The 20,742-nt window shown below is 59.3% G+C and carries 19 protein-coding genes; 17 read left to right on the forward strand and 2 right to left on the reverse strand.

Going from position 1 to position 20,742, the window contains the following annotated elements:
* The 6 genes from PHS32_RS18715 to PHS32_RS18740 form a co-directional block, all read left to right on the forward strand.
* The coding region (locus PHS32_RS18715; protein ID WP_301080616.1) for a malonyl-CoA decarboxylase family protein at positions 1-695 on the forward strand (695 nt) is incomplete at its 5' end.
* A gap of 123 nt (positions 696-818) precedes the next feature.
* A complete protein-coding gene (dctP, locus tag PHS32_RS18720) occupies positions 819-1,787 on the forward strand; it encodes a TRAP transporter substrate-binding protein DctP (RefSeq protein WP_301080656.1) in 969 nt (322 codons plus the stop codon).
* Positions 1,788-1,870: 83 nt separating this feature from the next.
* A complete protein-coding gene (locus PHS32_RS18725; RefSeq protein ID WP_301080657.1) occupies positions 1,871-2,356 on the forward strand; it encodes a TRAP transporter small permease subunit in 486 nt (161 codons plus the stop codon).
* Positions 2,353-3,714 (forward strand): TRAP transporter large permease, encoded by a 1,362-nt coding sequence (locus PHS32_RS18730; protein WP_301080617.1) that lies wholly within the window; start codon positions 2,353-2,355, stop codon positions 3,712-3,714. The genes PHS32_RS18725 and PHS32_RS18730 overlap by 4 nt, the downstream gene beginning before the upstream one ends.
* Positions 3,711-4,490: an enoyl-CoA hydratase/isomerase family protein gene (locus tag PHS32_RS18735; protein ID WP_301080618.1), complete on the forward strand. Its 780-nt coding sequence runs from the start codon at positions 3,711-3,713 to the stop codon at positions 4,488-4,490. The genes PHS32_RS18730 and PHS32_RS18735 overlap by 4 nt, the downstream gene beginning before the upstream one ends.
* Before the next feature lie 52 nt (positions 4,491-4,542).
* Entirely contained in the window at positions 4,543-6,087 is a 1,545-nt protein-coding gene (locus PHS32_RS18740; protein ID WP_301080619.1) for a malonyl-CoA synthase, read from the forward strand.
* On the opposite strand, the gene PHS32_RS18745 is transcribed toward PHS32_RS18740, so the two are convergent.
* Positions 6,084-6,527, reverse strand: a complete 444-nt coding sequence (locus tag PHS32_RS18745) for a universal stress protein (RefSeq protein ID WP_301080620.1) — start codon at positions 6,525-6,527, stop codon at positions 6,084-6,086. The two genes, PHS32_RS18740 and PHS32_RS18745, sit on opposite strands and share 4 nt — an antisense overlap.
* A 106-nt stretch (positions 6,528-6,633) precedes the next feature.
* On the opposite strand from PHS32_RS18745, the gene PHS32_RS18750 reads away from it, so the two are divergent.
* The 7 genes from PHS32_RS18750 to PHS32_RS18780 all read left to right on the forward strand — a co-directional run bounded on the left by PHS32_RS18750 (position 6,634) and on the right by PHS32_RS18780 (position 12,945).
* Positions 6,634-8,976, forward strand: coding sequence for a cation-translocating P-type ATPase (locus PHS32_RS18750; RefSeq protein ID WP_301080621.1), 2,343 nt, complete (start codon positions 6,634-6,636; stop codon positions 8,974-8,976).
* A 10-nt stretch (positions 8,977-8,986) separates the two neighbouring features.
* Positions 8,987-9,124 (forward strand): cbb3-type cytochrome oxidase assembly protein CcoS, encoded by a 138-nt coding sequence (gene ccoS, locus PHS32_RS18755; RefSeq protein WP_301080622.1) that lies wholly within the window; start codon positions 8,987-8,989, stop codon positions 9,122-9,124.
* 87 nt (positions 9,125-9,211) lie between these two features.
* Positions 9,212-10,648, forward strand: coding sequence for a cytochrome-c oxidase, cbb3-type subunit I (ccoN, locus tag PHS32_RS18760; RefSeq protein ID WP_301080623.1), 1,437 nt, complete (start codon positions 9,212-9,214; stop codon positions 10,646-10,648).
* A 12-nt stretch (positions 10,649-10,660) separates the two neighbouring features.
* Complete coding sequence (gene ccoO, locus PHS32_RS18765; RefSeq protein ID WP_301080625.1) at positions 10,661-11,287, forward strand: cytochrome-c oxidase, cbb3-type subunit II; 627 nt, start codon at positions 10,661-10,663, stop codon at positions 11,285-11,287.
* Between the two features lie 15 nt (positions 11,288-11,302).
* Positions 11,303-11,446 carry a cbb3-type cytochrome c oxidase subunit 3 gene (locus tag PHS32_RS18770; protein WP_301080626.1) on the forward strand — a complete coding sequence of 48 codons (144 nt, stop codon included), beginning with the start codon at positions 11,303-11,305 and terminating at the stop codon, positions 11,444-11,446.
* 25 nt (positions 11,447-11,471) lie between these two features.
* A complete protein-coding gene (gene ccoP / locus PHS32_RS18775) occupies positions 11,472-12,389 on the forward strand; it encodes a cytochrome-c oxidase, cbb3-type subunit III (protein ID WP_301080627.1) in 918 nt (305 codons plus the stop codon).
* Between the two features lie 268 nt (positions 12,390-12,657).
* On the forward strand, positions 12,658-12,945 hold the full coding sequence (locus PHS32_RS18780; RefSeq protein ID WP_301080628.1) for a FixH family protein: 288 nt from the start codon (positions 12,658-12,660) through the stop codon (positions 12,943-12,945).
* A 73-nt stretch (positions 12,946-13,018) separates the two neighbouring features.
* Here the strand turns inward: PHS32_RS18780 and fnr are convergent, their stop codons facing one another.
* Complete coding sequence (gene fnr, locus PHS32_RS18785) at positions 13,019-13,738, reverse strand: fumarate/nitrate reduction transcriptional regulator Fnr (protein ID WP_301080629.1); 720 nt, start codon at positions 13,736-13,738, stop codon at positions 13,019-13,021.
* 140 nt (positions 13,739-13,878) lie between these two features.
* Here fnr and hemN point away from each other — a divergent pair, with 140 nt between their 5' ends.
* From hemN to smc, 4 genes are all read left to right on the forward strand, one after another.
* Entirely contained in the window at positions 13,879-15,276 is a 1,398-nt protein-coding gene (gene hemN, locus PHS32_RS18790) for an oxygen-independent coproporphyrinogen III oxidase (RefSeq protein ID WP_301080630.1), read from the forward strand.
* Positions 15,277-15,285: 9 nt separating this feature from the next.
* Entirely contained in the window at positions 15,286-15,963 is a 678-nt protein-coding gene (locus PHS32_RS18795) for a sulfite exporter TauE/SafE family protein (RefSeq protein WP_301080631.1), read from the forward strand.
* A 156-nt stretch (positions 15,964-16,119) separates the two neighbouring features.
* Positions 16,120-17,142 (forward strand): tRNA dihydrouridine(20/20a) synthase DusA, encoded by a 1,023-nt coding sequence (gene dusA / locus PHS32_RS18800; RefSeq protein WP_301080632.1) that lies wholly within the window; start codon positions 16,120-16,122, stop codon positions 17,140-17,142.
* 72 nt (positions 17,143-17,214) lie between these two features.
* On the forward strand, positions 17,215-20,733 hold the full coding sequence (smc, locus tag PHS32_RS18805; RefSeq protein WP_301080634.1) for a chromosome segregation protein SMC: 3,519 nt from the start codon (positions 17,215-17,217) through the stop codon (positions 20,731-20,733).
* Positions 20,734-20,742 lie beyond the last annotated feature (9 nt).

The following is a 20,742-nucleotide window of genomic DNA, read 5'->3' on the forward strand; positions in this document are numbered from 1 at the left end:
TGCCCGACGATCCGCTGATTTTTGTCGAGGTCGCCTTGTTGCATGAGATCGCCCAGGGCATCACGCCGTTGCTGGATGAAGCGGCCGCCGTGGAAGACCTTAACAAGGCCACCACCGCGATTTTCTACTCCATCAGCAATACCCAGGCCGGCCTGCGTGGCGTCAGTTTTGGCGACTCGCTGATCAAGCGCGTGGTGGAAACCCTGAAGGCCGAATTCCCGCGCCTGAAAACTTTTTCCACGCTGTCGCCGATGCCGGGCTTTCGCGCCTGGCTGGGAAAAAGGGCGGCTGCCATGCTCGACAAACTGGACGAGAAAGCACGTGCCGAACTGGCGCGTGCCGTTGGCTTGGAGCCGGTGACCGCAGCGCACTTGTTAAGTGCCGCCGACAAGGCCTTGGAACTGGATGCGAAATCGCCGCTTCGCCATCTGCTGCTGCAGTGTGCCGCCTACTACCTGAGCCAGGAACTGGTGGGCGGAAAACCTCTTGATCCGGTGGCTCGTTTTCACATCGGCAACGGTGCCCGGATCGAGCGCCTGAACTGGGCCGGCGACCCATCGCCCAAGGGCATGAAGCAGTCGTACGGCATGATGGTCAACTATCTCTACGATCTCAAGCGCCTGGAACGGCATCGTGTCATGATGGCGCAGGGGAAAGTCCCGGTTTCCGCAAGCGTGGAGGACTATTTCCTGTGATTTGGTGAATCTGCCATTTTTCTAAAATAGGCCAACAGAAGTTTGGCCATAAACCCGGAGACAAAAATGACTTTATCGAGACGGAATTTCATGACCGCGGCCGGTGGCGCGGCGTTGACGGCCATGAGCGGCGGGGCCTGGGCGCAAAACGCGGCCGGCGGTTTGAAGATCTCGCATCAATTTCCCGGCGGTACCTTGACCGAAGGTGATTTCAGGGATCGGCTGTGCCGGCGTTTTGCCCAGGAGGTCGAGAAACGAACGGCGGGTGCACTCAAGGCTTCGGTCTATCCCGGCTCTTCCCTGATGAAGACCAATGCCCAATTTTCATCCATGCGCAAGGGCGCGCTGGACATGAGTCTGGTGCCCGTGTCCTATGCTGGCGGCGAGGTGGCCGAAACCAATATCGGCCTGATGCCGGCCCTGGTGCCCAGCTATGAACAGGGCGCGCTCTGGAAAAACGCCGAAGTCGGCAAACTGCTTTCGAAAGTACTCAATGACAAAGGTGTGCTGATCGTCAGCTGGGTCTGGCAGGCCGGCGGTGTCGCCAGTCGGCCACGGCCCTTGGTCAGCCCGGAAGACGCCAAGGGCCTGAAAGTGCGGGGCGGTAGCCGCGAGATGGACATGATGCTCAAAGCTGCCGGTGCCTCGGTGATCACCTTGCCGTCGAATGAAATTTACGCGGCCATGCAAACCGGTGCCATGGACGCGGCAATGACGTCGAGTACCAGCTTCATCTCATTCAAGTTGGAGGAGATCGCCAAACACCTGACCACCGGGCGCAACAAGACCTATTGGTTCATGCTGGAGCCCTTGATGATCTCCAAGGAGGTGTTTGGCAAACTGCCGAAGAACCAGCAGGACGTGGTGATGGCGGTAGGCGCCGAACTGGAAGTCTTTGGACGGGACGCTGCCCGTGCGGACGACAAGGCGGTGGCGGAGATTTACGCCAAGGCCGGCGCAAAAGTCTATGACCTGGACGAAGCCGCGCTGAAGAAGTGGCAGGTGATCGCGCGTGAAACCGCCTGGAAAGACTTCGCGGAGAAGAGTGAATCCTGCGCTGCGCTGTTGAAGGCAGCTCAAAAACTGACATGACGCACGGCAGTGACTTCGGGTCCGCGGTGTTGGGCGTGGACCCGGACACGCCCCGGCTGCTGCTGCCGATAGCTGTCGTGCTGATGCGGATCAATCGGCTGATGGTGGTTGCCGGCATGTTAGCCCTGCTGACGGCCTCCGCGGTGCTGACCTACAGCGTGGTCTCGCGCTATGTGATGAAGTCTTCCACCGACTGGCAGGACGAAGCCGCCGTGTTTTGTCTGGTCGGGGCCACTTTCCTGTGCAGCTCGTTTGTCCAGGCTTTGCGCGGCCATGTCGGCATCGAAGCCGTTGCCGGCTTGTTGCCCGGCTCGCTCAATCGTTTGCGTCTGCTGCTGGTGGATCTGCTGGGCCTGCTGTTTTGCAGTTTCTTTGCCTGGAAGTCGTGGACCTTGTTTCATGAGGCCTGGGTGGAGCACCAGACCACCTCGTCGTCGTGGGCGCCATCGCTGTCGATTCCCTACGGTTTGATGGCTACCGGCATGAGCTTGCTGAGTCTGCAACTCCTGATTCAGCTTAGTGCGCGGGTCAATGCACTGCGCGGCAAGGCAGCCGGAGGGCGCTCATGAGCATGCTTGGGCTGGGTTTGCTGTTTGGCGCGGTGACGCTGCTCTTCATGTTTTCGGGGGCACCGATATCCTTTGCCCTGGGCAGCGTGGCGGTGCTTTTCATGTACCTCTTCATGCCGGCGCAGGCGCTCGATACGGTCACCCAAAACGTCTACGAGGAAATGGCCAGCATCACACTGCTGTCGATCCCGCTGTTTATCCTGAAAGGTGCCGCCATCGGCCGCTCGCGTGCCGGGCAGGACTTGTACGCTGCCATGCATGTCTGGATGGGCCGGATTCCGGGTGGGCTCGGCATCGCCAACGTCTTCGCTTGCGCGCTGTTCGCGGCCATGGCCGGCTCCAGTCCGGCCACCTGCTCGGCGATCGGCAGCGCCGGCATTCCGGAGATGCGCAAGCGTGGCTACTCGCCGGGATTTGCCGCCGGCATCATCGCGGCCGGTGGTACTCTGGGGATTTTGCTGCCGCCGTCGATCACCATGATCCTGTACGCGGTGGCCGCCGAGCAGTCGCTCGGGCGCTTGTTTCTGGCCGGCATTTTCCCCGGTGTCTTGCTGGTAGGTCTGTTCGCCGCTTACGCGGTCTTGCGTTATCGCCATGAATACCAGCTGGCGCAGCGTGCCTACGAAAGCCAGGGAACCGCGTCGGCGCTGCTGGCGCGGGAGATTTTCACGAACCGCCAGAAGTTCGAGATGCTGCCGCGCGTGGTACCTTTTGTGCTGCTGTTGATCGGCGTGATGGTGGCCCTGTATGGCGGTTTTGCGACACCCTCGGAGACCGCCGGATTGGGTGCGGTGCTGGCCCTTGTCCTGATTGCCACCATCTATGGTGTTTGGCGACCCAAGGATGTGGCGCCGATACTGACCGCGACGCTGCGGGAATCGACCATGCTGATGATGATCATCGGCATGTCGCTGCTGTTCTCCTATGTGATGAGCTTCCTGCACATCAGCCAGTCGGCGGCCGAGTGGATCGTCGGCATGCAGCTGTCCAAGTGGGTGTTGCTGGCGGCGGTGCTGCTGATGGTGATCTTGTTGGGCTTTTTCCTGCCGCCGGTCAGCATCATCCTGATGACGGCGCCCATCATCCTGCCGCCCCTGAAGGCGGCCGGCTTCGACCTGATCTGGTTCGGCGTGCTGATGACCATCGTGATGGAGACCGGTCTGATTCATCCGCCGGTCGGGCTGAACATTTTTGTCATCAAGAATATCGCGCCGGATATCTCCCTCAGCGACATCATCTGGGGCGTGTTGCCGTTTGTGCTGTTGATGTTTTTGGCGGTGCTGCTGATTTGTGTCTTTCCCGGCATCGCGACCGGGCTGCCTGACGCGGTCATGGGAATGCCGGCGGTCAAATCATGAGTGGCTCCGTGCGGCTGGCAATTTCGGGGCCGGTGGCCTCGGTCACGCTGTCCCATCCGGGCAAGCTGAACGCCATGTCACGCCTCATGTGGCGCCAGCTACGCTCTGTTTTTGAGAGCATTCAGCAGAACCCGGATCTGCGCTGCGTTGTCATTGCGGGAGCGAATCAGAATTTCTGCGCCGGTGGTGACATTTCCGAATACGTCGACTTCCGGTTTCAGGAGGCGAGCCTGCGGGAATTCCACGAAACGGATGTCTGGGGTGGTTTGCAGGCCATGCTGGACTGTGACCTGCCCATCGTGGCCCAGATCGAGGGTCAGTGCATGGGTGCCGGGGTTGAGATTGCCAGTTGTTGCGATATTCGTCTGGCTGGCGCTTCGACCCGTTTTGGGGCGCCCATTGCCAAGCTTGGCTTTCCCATGGCGCCGCGTGAGGCGCAGTTGGTGGCGCGCGAAGCCGGTTTCAGTGTGGCGCGGCAAATGTTGCTGGAAGCGGCGATCTTGACGGCTGCGGACATGAAGGCCGCGGGATTTCTGAGCCGGGTGTTGGCGGACCAGCAAGTAGCCGACGAGACCCTGGCCACCGGGCTGCGCATCGCGGCGCTGGCACCGCAGGCAGCCCGACTCAACAAACAGACATTGCGTGCCTTGACCAACCCTGCAACCCCGGCCCATCAGGTGGCGAAGCAGACTGACAAGAGCTACGGCTACGCCCACAGCGCCGAACACCGGGAAGGTATTCAGGCCTTTCTGGAAAAGAGAAAACCTGTGTTTTGAGCTCTTGAGGCGGTTGTTTCCCCCATTAACCCACTTCCAACCCCGAATTGACATGGCTACCCAGAACAACTCCAACCCGCGTAACGGCAACCTCTTTGCGGCACTTCGGGCCGCTTTTCCGCAAGACTTGGACACGCTGGCGATCGAAACCGACAACGGCTTGTTTTACTCCTGGCGTGATCTGGAGCGTGCTACGGCCATGCTGGCCAACCTGCTGGAATCGCTGGATCTGCCGGCTGGCGCCCGCATCGCTGTGCAGGTGGAAAAATCGGTCGAGGCGATGCTGCTGTATTTGGCAACCTTGCGCGCCGGTTTCGTTTATCTGCCGCTCAACTCGGCCTATCAAAGTGCCGAGATCGAATATTTCATCGGCAACGCCGAACCGGCGGTGGTCGTCTGCAGCGGTAAAAACTTTGCTTGGGTCAGCAAGATTGCCTTCAAGGCTGGGGTCCGGAACGTGTTCACGCTCAATGACGATCGCAGCGGCTCCCTGCTTGAGCGCGCGGCCCATTGTCCGGATCGACATCAAGTGGCGCACTGTGGACCCGATGAGCTGGCGGCGATTGTCTACACCAGCGGCACCACCGGCCGCTCCAAGGGTGCGATGTTGAGCCACGGTAATCTGCTGAGCAATGCCCTGGTGCTGAAAGACTACTGGGGCTGGAGAGCGGGCGACGTGCTGATTCACGCCTTGCCGATTTTTCACGTGCACGGTTTGTTTGTGGCCATTCACGGAGCCTTGCTGAACGGCAGCAAGATGATATGGCTGGGCAAATTCGATCCCAAACTGGTGCTGCAAAAAATGCCCGAGGCAACGCTGTTCATGGGCGTGCCCACGCTCTATGTGCGCTTGTTGAACGAGCCCGGGCTGAACCGGGAGACGGCGCGCTCCATGCGCCTCTTCATTTCCGGCTCGGCCCCCTTGTTGATCGAGACCTTCAACGATTGGCAGCGCCGGACCGGCCACACCATTCTGGAGCGTTACGGCATGAGTGAGACCGTGATGCTGACCTCCAACCCCTATCACGCGAAGGACGGCGCGCGGCGCGGCGGCACCGTCGGCTTTCCGCTGCCGGGCGTCAGCTTGCGCGTGCGGGACGATCAAGGTCGACCGGTTCCCGCCGGTGAGATCGGTGGCATAGAGGTCAAGGGTCCCAATGTATTCAAAGGCTATTGGTGCATGCCGGAAAAGACGGCCGAAGAATTTACCTCGGACGGCTATTTCAGGACCGGTGACGTGGGCCAGGTCGATGCGCGTGGCTACGTGACGATTGTGGGACGCAGCAAAGACCTCATCATCAGCGGCGGCTATAACGTCTATCCGGCGGAGATCGAGGGCTACATCAATGAATTTCCGGGTGTCGCCGAGAGCGCGGTCATCGGCGTTCCCCATGCCGATTTCGGTGAGGTCGGCGTGGCGCTGGTGATTGCCAAGCCGGGTGCCAGCATCGACCCCGCCCAGATCATCGCCAACCTGAAATCGACGCTGGCCAATTTCAAGGTGCCCAAGCAGTGCCTTGTGGTCGATGCGCTGCCGCGCAACAGCATGGGCAAGGTGCAAAAAAATATGTTGCGCGCCCAGTATGGGGCCGGCTAACGCAGAACCAGCACCGGCACGTGGGAGTGCGTGAGGACCAGCTGGGTTTCGCTGCCCAGCAGCAAGCGCTTGATGCCGCGCCGACCATGGGAGGCCATCACGATCAGATCGCATTTGTGCTTTTTGGTGGCTGCGATGACGGCGTCCGACACCAGGTCCGATTTGACTGTGATGGCCTTGGCCCTGACCCCTTTTGCCAACGCAGCTTTCTGCACCGCGTCGACAATCGCCTGACCATCTTCGGCCCATTGTTTCTCAACCCGGCTGACTTCGGCCGCCTGCAAGGCCAGGCCGCCCTCGAAGTAGCTTTGCGGATAGCGCGGGATGACTTTCAGGGCCACCAACTCGGCATCCATCAATGCCGCCAGGGCAATGGCGCTGGTCACCGCTTTTTTTGACAAGGGGGAACCGTCGGTGGCGACAAGGATTCGCTGGTACATGAATTTCTCCTGTTGAGTGACGGGCTCAAGCTTACTCTGATTGCCCGGCCCGAGCTTGATTATGGTCAGGTAAACTGTTTGCCTCGCTGCGCATCCCTTGGACCTTATGTCACCTGCCAGTCCTGCCGTCCCCGCGGCGGCACCCGAAACCGCTAACGATGTGCGCGCCCCGGCCCAGGTCAGTCCGCACGAGGCGGGCCCACCGATGGAACTCTTGCGCCTGCTGGACGACCCGCTGGAATGGTCTGCCTTCAGTCGTCCCGACGCGCGGCGCGCCAATTGCTGGCAGTCCAACGTGTTGATTGAGGGCATGCACTGCGCCGCCTGTGCCTTGACCCTTGAGGATGCGCTGCTGAGCGTGCCCGGCGTCGAGCAGGCTGATGTGAGTGCGGGAAGCCACCGGGCGCGTGTCGTCTGGTCGGCCGACCTGGTTCGGCCTTCTGACTGGATGCGGGCGATTCAAGCGGCCGGCTACCGGGCCGTTCCGGCCAATGACGCATTTGCCCGTGAACGGCGCAACCGGGAGGCCCGCAAGGCGCTTTGGCGTTTGGCCGTGGCCGGCTTGTGCATGATGCAGGTGATGATGTACGCCTACCCGGCGTACGTGGCGGCGGCCGGCGATTTGACGCCCGAGATGGAGCAGCTCCTGCGTTGGGCTTCCTGGGTCCTGACACTGCCGGTGATCCTGTTTTCATGCGGTCCATTTTTTGGCAACGCACTGCGCGATGTGATGCAGCGGCGGGTCAGCATGGACTTGCCGGTGGCCCTGGGCATGCTGATTACTTTTGCCGTCAGTAGCGCCGGTACTTTTGAACCTCAGGGACACTTTGGGCGCGAGGTGTATTTCGACTCGCTCACCATGTTCGTGTTTTTCCTGCTGGCCGGTCGCTGGCTGGAGTTGCGCCTGCGGGATCGAACTGCCGGCGCGCTCGAAGCGTTGATGAACCGCTTGCCCGACAGCGTATTGCGGCAGAAACAGGACGGTACTTATGAGCGCGTGCCGGTGCGCCGCCTGCAAATGGGAGACCTGATCCGCGTCTTGCCAGGCGAAACCCTGCCGGCCGACGGCGTGGTGCTGCTGGGCTGTACGATGGTTGACGAGGCGCTGCTGACGGGCGAGTCGCGTCCCGTGGCGCGTGGGGTCGGCAGTGCGGTGGTTGCTGGCAGTCATAACCTCTCGACCGTGGTGCAGATCCGCGTCGAGCGGGTCGGCGAGCAAACCCGTTACGCCCAGATCGTCGCGTTGATGGAAAGCGCCTCAACCACCAAACCGCCCTTGGCTCGACTGGCCGACCGCATCGCCAAACCATTCCTGATTGCGGTTCTGCTGGCTGCCGGCCTGGCCTGCGCTTTCTGGTGGGGAAGGGACCCGGGACGGGCTTTGATGGTTGCGGTGGCGGTGCTGGTGGTCACCTGTCCCTGCGCCCTGTCGCTGGCCACGCCGGCCGCCATGCTGGCCGCGGCCGGCACTCTGGCGCGACGCGGTGTTCTGGTGCGGCGGCTGGACGCCTTTGAATCGCTGGCCGTCGTCAATACGGTCTTGTTTGACAAAACCGGAACCTTGACGCGGGATGCCATGGTTTTGGGATCCAGCCAGGTGCGAGAAGGTATGCCGGTGGCCCAGGTGCTGGCCATGGCAGCGGCTTTGGCGCAGTATTCGCTGCACCCGGTTTCCAGAGCGCTGGCCGCTGCCGGGCAGGGTGGCGCCGGCACGCCATGGCAAGCGAGCGCCGTGCAAGAGGTCGCGGGGGCGGGCGTAAGCGGCCAGGTCTGCTCCAGCGAAGTCGGTTTGCCGGCCACGCGCCTGCGCCTTGGATCGGCTGACTTCTGCGGCGTGAAGCCGGTGCGATCAGATTCCCTGCAGGCTTTTTTGAGCGATGAACAGGGCTGGCTGGCGACGTTTGTCCTGCATGAGGATGTTCGGCCTGACGCACGGGCCACGGTCACGGCACTTCGGGACGCCGGCATTGCGGTGCATCTGTTGTCGGGAGACAGTACCGAGGCGGCGGGGCGGTTGGCGGCTCAGGTCGGTATCGGCAACTTTCAAGGAAACTGTTCGCCGCAAGACAAGCTCGATTTCTTGCGCCGCGCCCAGCAAAGTGGCGACAAGGTCGCGGTGGTGGGAGATGGGCTCAACGATGGTCCGATGCTGGCCGCTGCACATGCTTCATTTGCCTTTGGTCAGGCGGTGCCGCTGGCACAGGCGCAGTCAGATTTTGTCGTGCTGGGTGATCAAATCGGCGCCATCGTGACAACCGTCCAGTTGGCGCGGCGTACCCTGCGCGTGGTTCGTCAGAATCTGGCCTGGGCTGCCATTTACAACGCGGTCTGTGTGCCACTGGCCGTGCTCGGCTTGCTGCCAGCCTGGTTGGCGGGTCTGGGAATGGGTTTAAGCTCGCTGTTGGTGGTGTTCAATGCACTGCGTTTGGCGAAGCCGCCAACTCAATGAAAGGGTCACTTTGGACATACTTTATTTGCTGATTCCTTTGTCGGTAATCCTCGTTTTTTTCATACTCGCCGGTCTTTGGTGGGCTATCTATCGCGGTCAATTTGAAGACATGGAGGCCGAAGGAGAGCGAATTCTTAAGGATTCATGAAAATACTTTTGGAATTTGACAAGAATCACCCGGAACCCATCCTCATCGTGAGAAACTTTAGCCAGAACTAACTGAGAAGAGGTGTAAATGATATTTCCCAATACGCTAGCCACGACCTATAGCGATAAGGTCGTCAGGCAGTTTGCCATCATGACCGTAGTCTGGGGTGTGGTAGGCATGCTGGTCGGCGTGATCATCGCCGCGCAGCTAACCTGGCCCGAACTCAACTTTGGTATTCCCTGGTTGACTTATGGTCGCTTGCGACCACTGCATACCAACGCAGTGATTTTTGCGTTTGGTGGTTGTGGTTTATTCGCTTCAGCCTATTACGTGGTGCAGCGCACCTGTCAGGTTCGGCTATTTGGCGAAAAGCTGGCCGCCTTCACTTTTTGGGGTTGGCAACTGGTGATTCTGGCGGCTGCGATTTCTTTGCCTTTGGGTTACACCCAGGGCAAGGAATACGCCGAGCTGGAGTGGCCCATTGACATCTTGATCACTGTGGTCTGGGTGTCCTTTGCGGTGGTGTTTTTTGGCACCGTCGGAACCCGAAAAGTCCGCCACATTTACGTTGCCAACTGGTTTTTTGGCGCGTTCATCATTGCGGTGGCCTTGCTGCACCTGGTCAACAGTGCCGCCATTCCTGCCGGTTTCTTGAAATCGTATTCGGCTTATGCTGGCGTGCAGGATGCCATGGTGCAGTGGTGGTATGGCCATAACGCAGTCGGGTTCTTCCTGACGGCCGGCTTCCTGGGCATGATGTACTACTTCGTTCCGAAGCAGGCGGAGCGGCCGATTTATTCTTACCGTCTGTCCATCGTTCACTTCTGGGCGCTGATATTTACCTACATGTGGGCCGGCCCGCACCACCTGCATTACACCGCGCTGCCGGACTGGACACAATCGGTCGGCATGGTGTTCTCCCTGATATTGCTGGCGCCCAGTTGGGGTGGCATGATCAACGGGATCATGACGCTGTCGGGGGCTTGGCATAAGCTGCGCGACGACCCGATCTTGCGTTTCCTGATCGTCTCCCTGTCGTTCTATGGCATGTCGACCTTTGAAGGCCCGATGATGTCGATCAAGACCGTCAATGCGCTGTCGCACTACACCGATTGGACCGTGGGCCATGTGCACTCGGGGGCTTTGGGCTGGGTCGGTCTGGTCACCATGGGCAGTATGTACTACCTGATTCCGCGTCTGTTTGGCCAGAAGAAGATGTACAGCGTCAAGGCCATCGAGGTGCATTTCTGGACGGCGACGATCGGCATTGTCATTTACATCGCAGCCATGTGGATTGCCGGTGTGATGCAAGGTCTGATGTGGCGTGCCATCAACGCTGACGGTACCTTGACCTACACCTTTGTGGAATCCGTCAAGGCCACCTTCCCGTTCTATGTGCTGCGTTTATTGGGTGGTCTCTTGTACCTTGCCGGTATGTTGATCATGCTCTGGAACGTACTGAAGACAGCCACCAATGGCCGTTCCGTTACCGTGACCATTCCGGCCGCCGTTGCCCACGCCTGAGGAGCAAATACCATGGCAAATAACAATACCAGCGGCGGACTGTCGCACGAAAAAATTGAAACCAACAACTTCCTGATGATCGTTTTGATCCTGGTTGTGTTGTTGTTCGGTGGCTTGGTCGAAATTGTTCCGCTGTTCTTCCAGAAATCCACGACCGAGCCGGTCAAGGGTCTGCAGCCCTACACCGCGCTGCAACTGGCGGGGCGCGACATCTACACCCGTGAGGGCTGCTACAACTGCCATTCGCAGATGATTCGGCCGTTCCGTGCCGAGACCTTGCGTTACGGCCATTACTCGGTGGCTGGCGAATTTGTCTATGACCACCCGTTCCAGTGGGGTAGCAAGCGCACCGGTCCCGATCTCCAGCGCGTCGGTGGGAAGTACAGCGATCAGTGGCATCGTGACCACCTGAACAATCCACGGGATGTTGTTCCGGAATCGAATATGCCGGCCTATCCATGGTTGCTCAAGGACAACGTGGACGCCGCTTCCATGCCGGCGCACATGAGGGCTTTGCGCACTGTGGGCGTGCCCTATACCGATGAGCAGATAGCCAAGTCGTCCGAGGAGCTTAAAGGCAAGAAGGAAATCGAGGCCGTCATTGCTTATTTGCAGGTATTGGGTACTTTGGTGAAATAGAAGGGGGACCTTGACATGGAATTCGATATCAACTCCCTCCGATCATTGGCTACGGTAGTTAGTTTCCTCATGTTTATCGGCATCATTGCGTGGGCTTATTCACGTGGCAAAGCCGCTGATTTCGAACAGGCTGCCAATCTGCCTTTCGAGCAAGACTGACGAACCGCACTAAAAGGAAAAAAATATGAGCGACTTTACAAGTAACTTCTGGTCGGTCTACGTTGCCGGGATCACGGTAGTCAGTATTCTGGCCTGTCTGCTGCTGCTCTGGGTGACCGGCAAGGCCAAGGCCACGACCGCCAGTGACAACACCACCGGACATGTGTGGGACGGCGATTTGCGTGAGATGAACAACCCCTTGCCGCGCTGGTGGGCTTGGCTGTTTGTCATCACCATCGTTTTTGCCTTGGTCTATCTGGCCCTGTACCCCGGCTTGGGCACTTACGCAGGCAAATTGGCTTGGACCTCTTCGGGCCAACATCAGACCGAAGTCGATAAGGGCAATGCGGAGACGGCGCCCCTGTACGCCAAGTTTTCTGCCATGAAGCCGGAAGACGTGGCCAAGGATGCGCAAGCGATGGCCATTGGCGAGCGTTTGTTCATGAACAACTGCGCCCAATGTCATGGCTCCGATGCCCGCGGCAATAAGGGGATTCCGAACTTGACTGACAACGATTGGTTGGGTGGCGGCACTCCGGAGATCATCAAGGCGGACATCACAAAAGGACGTATTGGCATGATGCCGCCGATGGCTGCTGCAGTGGGCACGGCGGATGATGTCAAGAATGTCGCGCAGTATGTTTTGAGCCTGTCCGGTAGCCCGCACGATTCGGTTCGTGCGGCGCTTGGCAAGGAGAAATTCGTCGTTTGCGCTGCCTGCCACGGTCCAGACGGCAAGGGTATGCAAGCGCTTGGCTCGGCCAACCTGACTGACAATATCTGGTTGCATGGTTATGGCGAGGCGGCCATCATTGCCATGATTAACGGCGGCAAGACCAACATCATGCCAGCCCATGGGGACAAGTTCTCCGAAGCCCAGATCCATGTGCTGGCGTCCTATGTGTGGGGGCTTTCGAATAAGGGCGGGGTTGCTGCCAAGTAGTGTGCGGTGTGCATCCCCGGTCACGAGGTTGGTCTGTCGTTCGAGACCGGGGCATCTTGGCCCATGTCGTGGGGCGCCGTAATATCGAGGTCGTTAGCGGCTCCAGATCATGAACGTCACTGGGCCAGCACCACTGATCTGCGCGCAGTGGTGCTGCTCCCGGTGGACGCACAGCCCCGGGTTCCCACACCACTCGCTGTGAGATCCAGAGTGTCGGGTTGACTTCCGGATTCGACAGAGATTTTTGCTTCCACAATAAGGATTTGATATGCAGAATGGCACTCTTGATACAACTGTTCCTTGGTGGAGGTTTGGTCATGTCTGGCTTATCGTGGCGGGTCCGGCAATCGTCGTTGTAGCCAGCTTCATAACCCTCTATCTCGCGGTGACACGACCGGATCCGGTTGTTGCCGAAGACTATTACCGCAAAGGGATTGATATCAACAAGACCTTGGGCAAGGAGGCTAGTGGTTCTGGTCTGGCGCCGGCAATGCAGGCCCGTAACCATGCTGCAACCGGGGTTGTGCCGTCAGCCAACGCGGTCGCCAAACCTTAGGTTGAGTTACCCCTCGCTCGGGCCGTCAAGACATATTGTCTGTTGGCGTATCCGGATGTTTTGTTTCAGTAACTCAGATCGGTGCTTTGGGGTTGACGATGTCCCGCAGCGCCGCCGTGTTCAGAATGCGGACATGACGTTGCTTGACTTCCACGATGCCATCTTCCACGAATCTGGAAAATGTCCGGCTCACGGTTTCAAGTTTCAACCCCAGAAAGCTGCCAATTTCCTCGCGGGTCATTCGAAGTATCAACTCCGATTGGGAGAAGCCCCGGGCGTGTAGCCGCTGCACCAGGTTCAACAGGAAGGTGGCCAGACGCTCCTCTGCCCGCATGCTGCCCAGCAGCAACATGACGCCGTGTTCACGCACAATTTCCCGACTTAGAATTTTGTGAACGTGACGCTGCAGTGAATTTACTTCACGGGAAAATTCCTCAATCCGGTCGAATGGCATCACGCAGACCTCGGCGTCTTCCAACGCAACAGCGTCGCAGGTGTGGTGGTCATTCACGATGCCGTCCAGACCAACAACTTCACCGGCCATTTGAAACCCCGTTACCTGATCCCTGCCATCCTCAGAAGCCACGCAGGTCTTGAAAAATCCGGTGCGAATGGCGTACAAACTGGTAAACTTTTCGCCATTGCGAAAGAGTGTCGTGCCGCGTTTGATCTTGCGTCTGGCGGCCACCAGGTCGTCAATACGGTCAAGCTCTTCCTTGCTCAGGTCCACTGGCATGCACAGTTCCCTAAGATTGCAATCCGAACAGGCTACTTTGATGGTTTGAGGGTTCATGTCCCTCATTTTGGCACCAATTTGCCAGCGGTCCTGATATCAGTCAAATTTGCGGGAATTCAACCCCCGTCTCTTTTGATGAATATCAAGATAAAATCCAGCATTTAAGGCATATTCAGCATACTTGCCAAGGAGTATTCATGAACGCAGCAGTTGCTGAACCAATTTCCGAAGACCTGTTGCGTCGGTTTGACGTTTCCGGGCCACGCTACACCTCGTATCCCACAGCGGACCGTTTCGTTGAAGCCTTTTCGGTTGAAGATTACACCCAGGCCTTGACCCTGCGACGCTCGGGCGCCGCGGCCATGACGCTGCCGTTGTCCCTCTATGTGCACATTCCTTTTTGTGAATCCCTGTGCTATTACTGTGCCTGCAACAAGATCATCACCAAGCACCACGACAGGGCCGCTCCTTACCTGCGTTATTTGAGTCGCGAGGTTGATCTGCACACGGCGCAATTGGGGGTTGGACAAACGGTGACGCAGTTGCATCTGGGCGGTGGTTCTCCCACCTTTCTGTCGGATGACGAGCTGCGCGAATTGATGGCCATGTTGCGACGCAGCTTCAACCTGCCAGCGGGTGGCGAATACTCGATCGAGGTCGATCCACGCACCATTGATGCCTCACGGCTCGATACGCTGGCCGAGTTGGGATTCAATCGTTTGAGTTTTGGTGTTCAGGATTTCGATCCGGAAGTTCAAAAATCGGTGCACCGGATACAGCCGGCCGAGCAGGTTTTTGCGTTGGTGGCGGCGGCGCGCGAGCGCAATTTTGACTCGATCAATGTCGATCTGATCTATGGTCTGCCCAAGCAAAGTCCGGAGTCTTTTGCGCGCACGGTGGCTCAGATCATCGAGTTGCGACCAGAGCGTATTGCGCTATATGCCTATGCCCATTTGCCGGAGCGCTTCAAGCCGCAGCGCCGGATTCCTACCGTCGAGATTCCCAGTGGCGGTGCCAAGGTTGCGATGCTGGCGCGTTCCATGGCGTCTTTTATCGGTGCCGGTTATGTGTACGTGGGGATGGACCACTTTTCGCTTCCCACCGATTCGCTGGCGATCGCCAAGCGGCAGGGGCGCTTGCATCGGAATTTTCAGGGTTACAGCACGCAGCCCGATTGCGATCTGATCGGCCTCGGGGTGTCGTCCATTGGCCGCATTGGTGCCACCTACAGCCAGAACGCCAAGACGCTGGAAGAGTATTACGATTTTCTGGACCAGGGTCGTTTTCCGGTGGTGCGCGGCCTGGCGCTTTCGCGCGACGACCTGGTTCGTCGTGCCGTCATCATGGGCCTGATGTGCCAGGGGCAAGTGTCGTTTGAGTCCATCGAGTTGGCCTATCTGGTGGAGTTTCGCAATTACTTTGCCTCCGAGATGGAAGCCTTGCAGAAACTTGCCGAACAAGGGCTGGTAACCCTGGATGACACTGGCATTCAGGTGACCGACATGGGCTGGTTTTTTGTGCGTGCCGTGGCCATGGTGTTTGATCGCTATTTGCAGACGGACCGCAACCGCGCGCGCTTCTCCAAGATCATTTAGCATCGGCAGATGCAATCATCTCTTGCCTTGACCGCGCTTTTGATGGGATTGGCCGGCGGACCACACTGCATAGCAATGTGTGGTGCCGCCTGTGCCGGCATTGGACACTCGGCGGGTCCGCGTAAAAATAGGGCGATGCTGGGCTTCCAGGCGGGACGGGTACTGGGCTATTCCGCGCTGGGTGCATTGGCCGCGGCTTCGATTCAAGGTCTGGGTTGGCTGACGCTCCAGTCGGCGGCGTTGCGGCCGGTCTGGACACTGTTTCATGTGGCGACTTTTGTGCTGGGCCTGCTGTTGCTGTGGCAAGCGCAGCAACCGGTCTGGCTGGAGCAGGCCGGCAGAAGGATCTGGTCGGGCGCGCGTGCACTGGCCATGGGACGTGGTCGGGGAGCGCCGCTGGTAATCGGGGTCTTTTGGACTTTCCTGCCTTGTGGCTTGCTTTACTCGGCCCTGCTGGTTGCCGCTTTGACCGGTAGTGCGGTAGAGGGCGCCATCGTGATGGCCTTGTTTGCCTTGGGCACCGGTGTCTCGATGACGGCGGGGGCCTGGCTATGGCTGCGTCTGGGCGGGCAAGGTTTTGGAGACTGGGGGGTACGTCTGGCCGGTCTGGCGCTCGCCGCCAGCTCGGTTTGGGCTTTGTGGATGGCATTTGCGCACGACGCCGCGCCATGGTGCGTGAGCCCCTGACCGCAATCGCCAAGCGCTGCTGTTGGCCACCAGACAACTGCGACGAAAAGTGATCCAGCGGGTCATTCGATCAGACCCGGTTCAGGCATCACAAAGGCGGCTGCTCGACTTCATCAATGTCCAGTGGCTTGTGCCATGGCTGGGATAATCGATCCGATGTCAAGCTTGAAACCTGTTCCCCCAGACCGCTGGAAGCTGTCGGTTGCGCCGATGCTGGATTGGACTGACCGCCATTGCCGCTATTTTCATCGTCTGCTCACGCGTCACGCCCTGCTGTACACGGAAATGGTGACGACTGGCGCCTTGCTTCACGGCGACGTGGCGCGTCATCTGCGTTACAACGTTGAAGAGCATCCGGTTGCGCTACAACTGGGTGGCAGCGAGCCGGCGGACCTGGCGCACTGTGCCAAGCTGGGTGAGCAGTGGGGTTACGACGAGATCAACCTGAACTGCGGTTGCCCCAGCGAGCGGGTGCAACGCGGCGCTTTTGGCGCCTGCCTGATGGCTGAGCCGCAGCTGGTGGCGGACTGTGTCAAGGCCATGCTGGATGTGGTGCAAGTGCCTGTCACCGTCAAACATCGCATCGGCATCGACAAGGTTGAGAGCTACGACTTTGTGCGCGATTTTGTCGGTGCGGTCAGTGAGGCTGGCTGCCGCACCTTCATCGTGCATGCCCGTAACGCCTGGCTGAAGGGCATTTCGCCCAAGGAAAACCGCGAACTTCCACCCTTGCGCTACGAGTGGGCCTACCGGCTCAAAAGCGACTTTCCGCAACTCACCGTTGTCGTCAACGGTGGCATCGCGACCAGCGCGCAGATACGAGACCAACTGCAACAGGTGGACGGTGTCATGCTGGGTCGGGCGGCTTACCACAATCCCTGGTGGCTCAGCGAGTGGGACGCGGCTTTTTACGGGGTTGGCACTGCCGATTCGGGCCGCGAACAGGTGGAAGAGCAGATGTGCGACTACATGAGTCGTGAGGCCGCCCAGCACGACACGCCCTGGACGGCCATTGCCCGCCATATGCTGGGTCTGCGCCATGGATTGCCAGGTGCACGCCGCTGGCGCCAGGTGTGGAGCGATCACCGGTTCAAAGACCAGCCAGCGCACCAGGTAATGGCGCTGGCGCAGGCGGCCGTCTCGTCGGCGACGGGACATGAGTCAGGCAAGTTATCATGACGGGATGTCTTGTGGGCTGGTCCACGGCCCTTGCTTTCCTTAAATCAACCGCTTAATTAGCGTCAGTGATCCGTGCGTCTTAATTCGATCAAGTTATCAGGTTTCAAGTCCTTCGTCGAGCCGACCAATTTCATGCTGCCGGGGCAACTGGTGGGGGTGGTTGGACCGAATGGCTGCGGCAAATCCAATATCATGGATGCGGTGCGTTGGGTGTTGGGCGAGTCCAAGGCCTCGGAGTTGCGCGGCGAGTCGATGCAGGACGTCATCTTCAATGGCACCACCAACCGCAAACCAGCCAGCCGCGCCAGCGTGGAACTGGTGTTTGACAACGCCGACCACCGGGCTGGTGGTCAGTGGAGCCAGTTCGCCGAAATTGCCGTCAAGCGGGTGTTGACGCGCGATGGCACCAGCAGCTACTACATCAACAACCAGCCGGTGCGCCGTCGTGATGTGCAGGATGTGTTCCTGGGAACCGGGCTGGGGCCGCGTGCCTACGCCATCATTGGTCAGGGCACCATCAGCCGTATCATCGAAAGCAAGCCTGAAGAACTGCGTCTGTTTCTGGAGGAGGCGGCCGGCGTGTCCAAATACAAGGAACGCCGCCGCGAGACGGAAAATCGTTTGCAGGACAGCCGCAGCAATCTGACCCGTGTGGAAGATATTCTGCGCGAGCTCAATGTCAACCTGGAAAAACTGCAAGGCCAGGCCGAAGTTGCGCAAAAGTACAACGCACTGTCTGTCGATGTGACGCTCAAGCAGCATCAGCTATGGTTTCTCAAGCGCGCCGAGTCCGAGGCGGAGCAGGCCAAGATCAAGGCCGATGCACAAACCGCGGTCAATGCCCTGGAGGGCCGGGTAGCCGATCTGCGCCACATCGAGGCCGAACTGGAAACGGTACGTCAGGCGCATTACGCAGCCGGCGACCAGGTCAATCAGGCCCAGGGTCTGTTGTACGAAGCCAGCAGCGAGGTGGGTCGGCTGGAAACTGAGATCCGCTACGTGGTGGAGGGCCGCCAGCGCCTGGAGCAGCGCCTGGTGACGCTCAAAGAGCAGATCACCCAATGGGCCACACGCAAGGAAGAGGCCCAGCTGGAAATTGAAAACCTGTCTGAGCTGGCCTTGCTCGGTGAAGAAAAGTCCGGCTTGCTGGTGGCCCAACTGGAAGAGCAGGCGCAGCAATTGCCCGACCTGGAAGATGCTTTGCGGCTGGCACAACAGGTGACCAATGAGCAGGGTCGCGGCGTGACACAGTTGCAGCAGAAAATCCAGGTATTGGCGGCGGAGCAGCGCAGTATCGAGGAGCAGTCACGCCAGCTCGGCAGTCGCCGTGAGCGCCTGAGCGGCGAGAGCAAGACCCTGGTGGCACCCGATGAAGGCCGCCTGATCACGCTCCAAAGCCAGTTCGAAGAGGCGCAGGAGGCAGCCAGCGTGGCCGAGGCCCGTCTGCATGAGTTGCAGCAGTTGGTGCCAGAACTTGACGACAGTCGGCGCCAGCAGCAACAAGCCGTCAATGACGAGTCGGCTCGTCTGGCGGATCTGTCGGCCCGCCTGGAGGCACTCAAGGCCTTGCAGGCGAGGGTCAAGACCGACGGCAAGCTGCAACCTTGGCTGAGCAAGCATGGACTCGACAGCTTGCAGGGTTTGTGGAACCGTATTCACATTGAGCGCGGCTGGGAAAACGCGCTGGAAGGCGCGCTGCGTGAACGTCTGGGCGCCTTGGAAGTGTCCCGCCTGGAGATGGTGCGGGCCTTTGGCAACGATGCGCCGCCGGCCAAACTGGCCTTTTACAGCCCTCCGTTGGCCTCTTTGCCGGAAAAAAATGCGTCAGCCCTGCCGCGTCTATCCGATTTGATACGGCTTGGCGACGCCGGTCAAAAAGCCGTGCTGGCTGATTGGCTACAGGGTTGCTTCACCGCTGCGACTTTGGAAGAGGCATTGGCCAGTCGCGAAAAGTTGCAGCCGGGCGAATTGATCTTTGTAAAAACAGGTCATGCGGTAGGCGCCCACAGCGTGAGCTTTTATGCGCCCGACTCGGAACAGGCTGGTTTGCTGGCCCGAGCCCAGGAAATAGAGAACCTGGAGAAACAACTTCGAGCCCAAGTACTGATCAGCGATGAATCCCGCTCGGCGCTGGCGCGCGGCGAGGCGGCTTATGCCGATGCTTCGCAGCGTCTGGTGCTTGGCCGTCGTGAAGCAGCCCTGAGTCAAAGCCGCGCGCATGAATTGCAGGTGGAAACCCTGCGCTTGGCACAGGCGGCCGAGCAGATGCGCCTGCGCAGTGTACAGATCGGGGCTGATCTGGCTGAAGTGGATGCTCAGCTAGGTGACTTGCAGGAGCGCCGCGTCAGTGCGGAAGAGCATTTTGAAGAACTTGACCTGCAGCTCGCCGATAGCCAGGAGCGTCACGCGCAGTTGGGTGAACAAGTCATCCTTGCCGAGCGCACGTTGAGTCAGGCCAGAGAGCAGCAGCGCAGCTTGGATCGCCAGGCGCAAGAGGCTGTATTTTCCATGCGCAGCCTCGACGCGCGTCGCGCCGAACTGTCGCGTGCAATTGAAACCGCGGCATTGCAGATGGATACCGTCAACGCGGAAGTCGAAAGAGCCGGCGAAGAACTGCTGCGACTCAATGACGCGGCTGCGCTGGCCGGTTTGCAGAGCGCCCTGGCCAGCAAGCTTGAACGCGAAAAAGCATTGGCGGCAAAACGCAGTGAGTACGACGATTTGACAACCAAGTTGCGTGCCAGCGATGAGCGGCGCCTGAAGGCCGAGCGTGAACTCGACCCGCTGCGGCAACGCATTACCGAGTATCAACTCAAGGAGCAGGCCGCGCGCCTGGGTTTTGAGCAATACAGCCAGTTGCTGATCGAGGCGCAGGCGGATCTCGTGGTGCTGGCCCAATCGATCGTGGACGGTGCGGTTCGACTGGGCGGCTTGCAAGGCGAGATTGACCGTCTGCATCGCGACATTGCCGCCTTGGGCGCCGTCAATCTGGCAGCCCTTGATGAGCTTGCTGTTGCCAGTGAACGCAAGAACTTCCTGGATGCCCAGTCGGCTGACCTGAATGAAGCGATGACCACGCTGGTGGAGGCAATCCGCCAGATCGATACTGAAACCAGGGACCTGTTGGCGGCTACTTTCGACGCCGTCAACCAGCACTTTGGGAAAATGTTCCCGGAGCTGTTCGGCGGTGGCAACGCCCGGCTGGTGATCACCGGTGACGAGATTCTCGACTCCGGCGTGCAGGTGATTGCGCAACCGCCAGGCAAGAAAAATCAGACCATTCATTTGCTCTCGGGTGGTGAAAAAGCCCTGACTGCGATCGCTCTGGTGTTTGCCATTTTTCAGCTCAATCCGGCGCCTTTTTGTCTGCTCGACGAGGTCGACGCACCGCTTGACGACGCCAATACCGAGCGTTATTCAAAACTGGTGCTCAGCATGAGCCGTGAAACCCAGTTCCTGTTCATCAGTCACAACAAGATTGCGATGGAGATGGCCGAGCAATTGATCGGTGTGACGATGCAGGAGCAGGGCGTGTCCCGCATCGTGGCAGTCGACATGGATGCGGCCATCTCGATGACGGCAGTCAATTGATTCCCGTGA

The sequence above is a fragment of the Rhodoferax sp. genome (assembly GCF_028714215.1).
GTDB lineage: Bacteria > Pseudomonadota > Gammaproteobacteria > Burkholderiales > Burkholderiaceae_C > Rhodoferax.

What these genes read in the sequence shown, in the direction of transcription:
- PHS32_RS18780 (WP_301080628.1), top strand. Translation starts at nt 12,658, where the DNA reads ATGCAGAATGGCACTCTTGATACAACTGTTCCTTGGTGGAGGTTTGGT.
- PHS32_RS18725 (WP_301080657.1), top strand. Translation starts at nt 1,871, where the DNA reads ATGCGGATCAATCGGCTGATGGTGGTTGCCGGCATGTTAGCCCTGCTG.
- PHS32_RS18745 (WP_301080620.1), bottom strand. Translation starts at nt 6,527, where the DNA reads ATGTACCAGCGAATCCTTGTCGCCACCGACGGTTCCCCCTTGTCAAAA.
- ccoN (WP_301080623.1), top strand. Translation starts at nt 9,212, where the DNA reads ATGATATTTCCCAATACGCTAGCCACGACCTATAGCGATAAGGTCGTC.
- hemN (WP_301080630.1), top strand. Translation starts at nt 13,879, where the DNA reads ATGAACGCAGCAGTTGCTGAACCAATTTCCGAAGACCTGTTGCGTCGG.
- PHS32_RS18795 (WP_301080631.1), top strand. Translation starts at nt 15,286, where the DNA reads ATGCAATCATCTCTTGCCTTGACCGCGCTTTTGATGGGATTGGCCGGC.
- dctP (WP_301080656.1), top strand. Translation starts at nt 819, where the DNA reads ATGAGCGGCGGGGCCTGGGCGCAAAACGCGGCCGGCGGTTTGAAGATC.
- dusA (WP_301080632.1), top strand. Translation starts at nt 16,120, where the DNA reads ATGTCAAGCTTGAAACCTGTTCCCCCAGACCGCTGGAAGCTGTCGGTT.
- PHS32_RS18750 (WP_301080621.1), top strand. Translation starts at nt 6,634, where the DNA reads ATGTCACCTGCCAGTCCTGCCGTCCCCGCGGCGGCACCCGAAACCGCT.
- PHS32_RS18770 (WP_301080626.1), top strand. Translation starts at nt 11,303, where the DNA reads ATGGAATTCGATATCAACTCCCTCCGATCATTGGCTACGGTAGTTAGT.
- ccoP (WP_301080627.1), top strand. Translation starts at nt 11,472, where the DNA reads ATGAGCGACTTTACAAGTAACTTCTGGTCGGTCTACGTTGCCGGGATC.
- fnr (WP_301080629.1), bottom strand. Translation starts at nt 13,738, where the DNA reads ATGAACCCTCAAACCATCAAAGTAGCCTGTTCGGATTGCAATCTTAGG.
- PHS32_RS18730 (WP_301080617.1), top strand. Translation starts at nt 2,353, where the DNA reads ATGAGCATGCTTGGGCTGGGTTTGCTGTTTGGCGCGGTGACGCTGCTC.
- PHS32_RS18735 (WP_301080618.1), top strand. Translation starts at nt 3,711, where the DNA reads ATGAGTGGCTCCGTGCGGCTGGCAATTTCGGGGCCGGTGGCCTCGGTC.
- PHS32_RS18740 (WP_301080619.1), top strand. Translation starts at nt 4,543, where the DNA reads ATGGCTACCCAGAACAACTCCAACCCGCGTAACGGCAACCTCTTTGCG.
- ccoO (WP_301080625.1), top strand. Translation starts at nt 10,661, where the DNA reads ATGGCAAATAACAATACCAGCGGCGGACTGTCGCACGAAAAAATTGAA.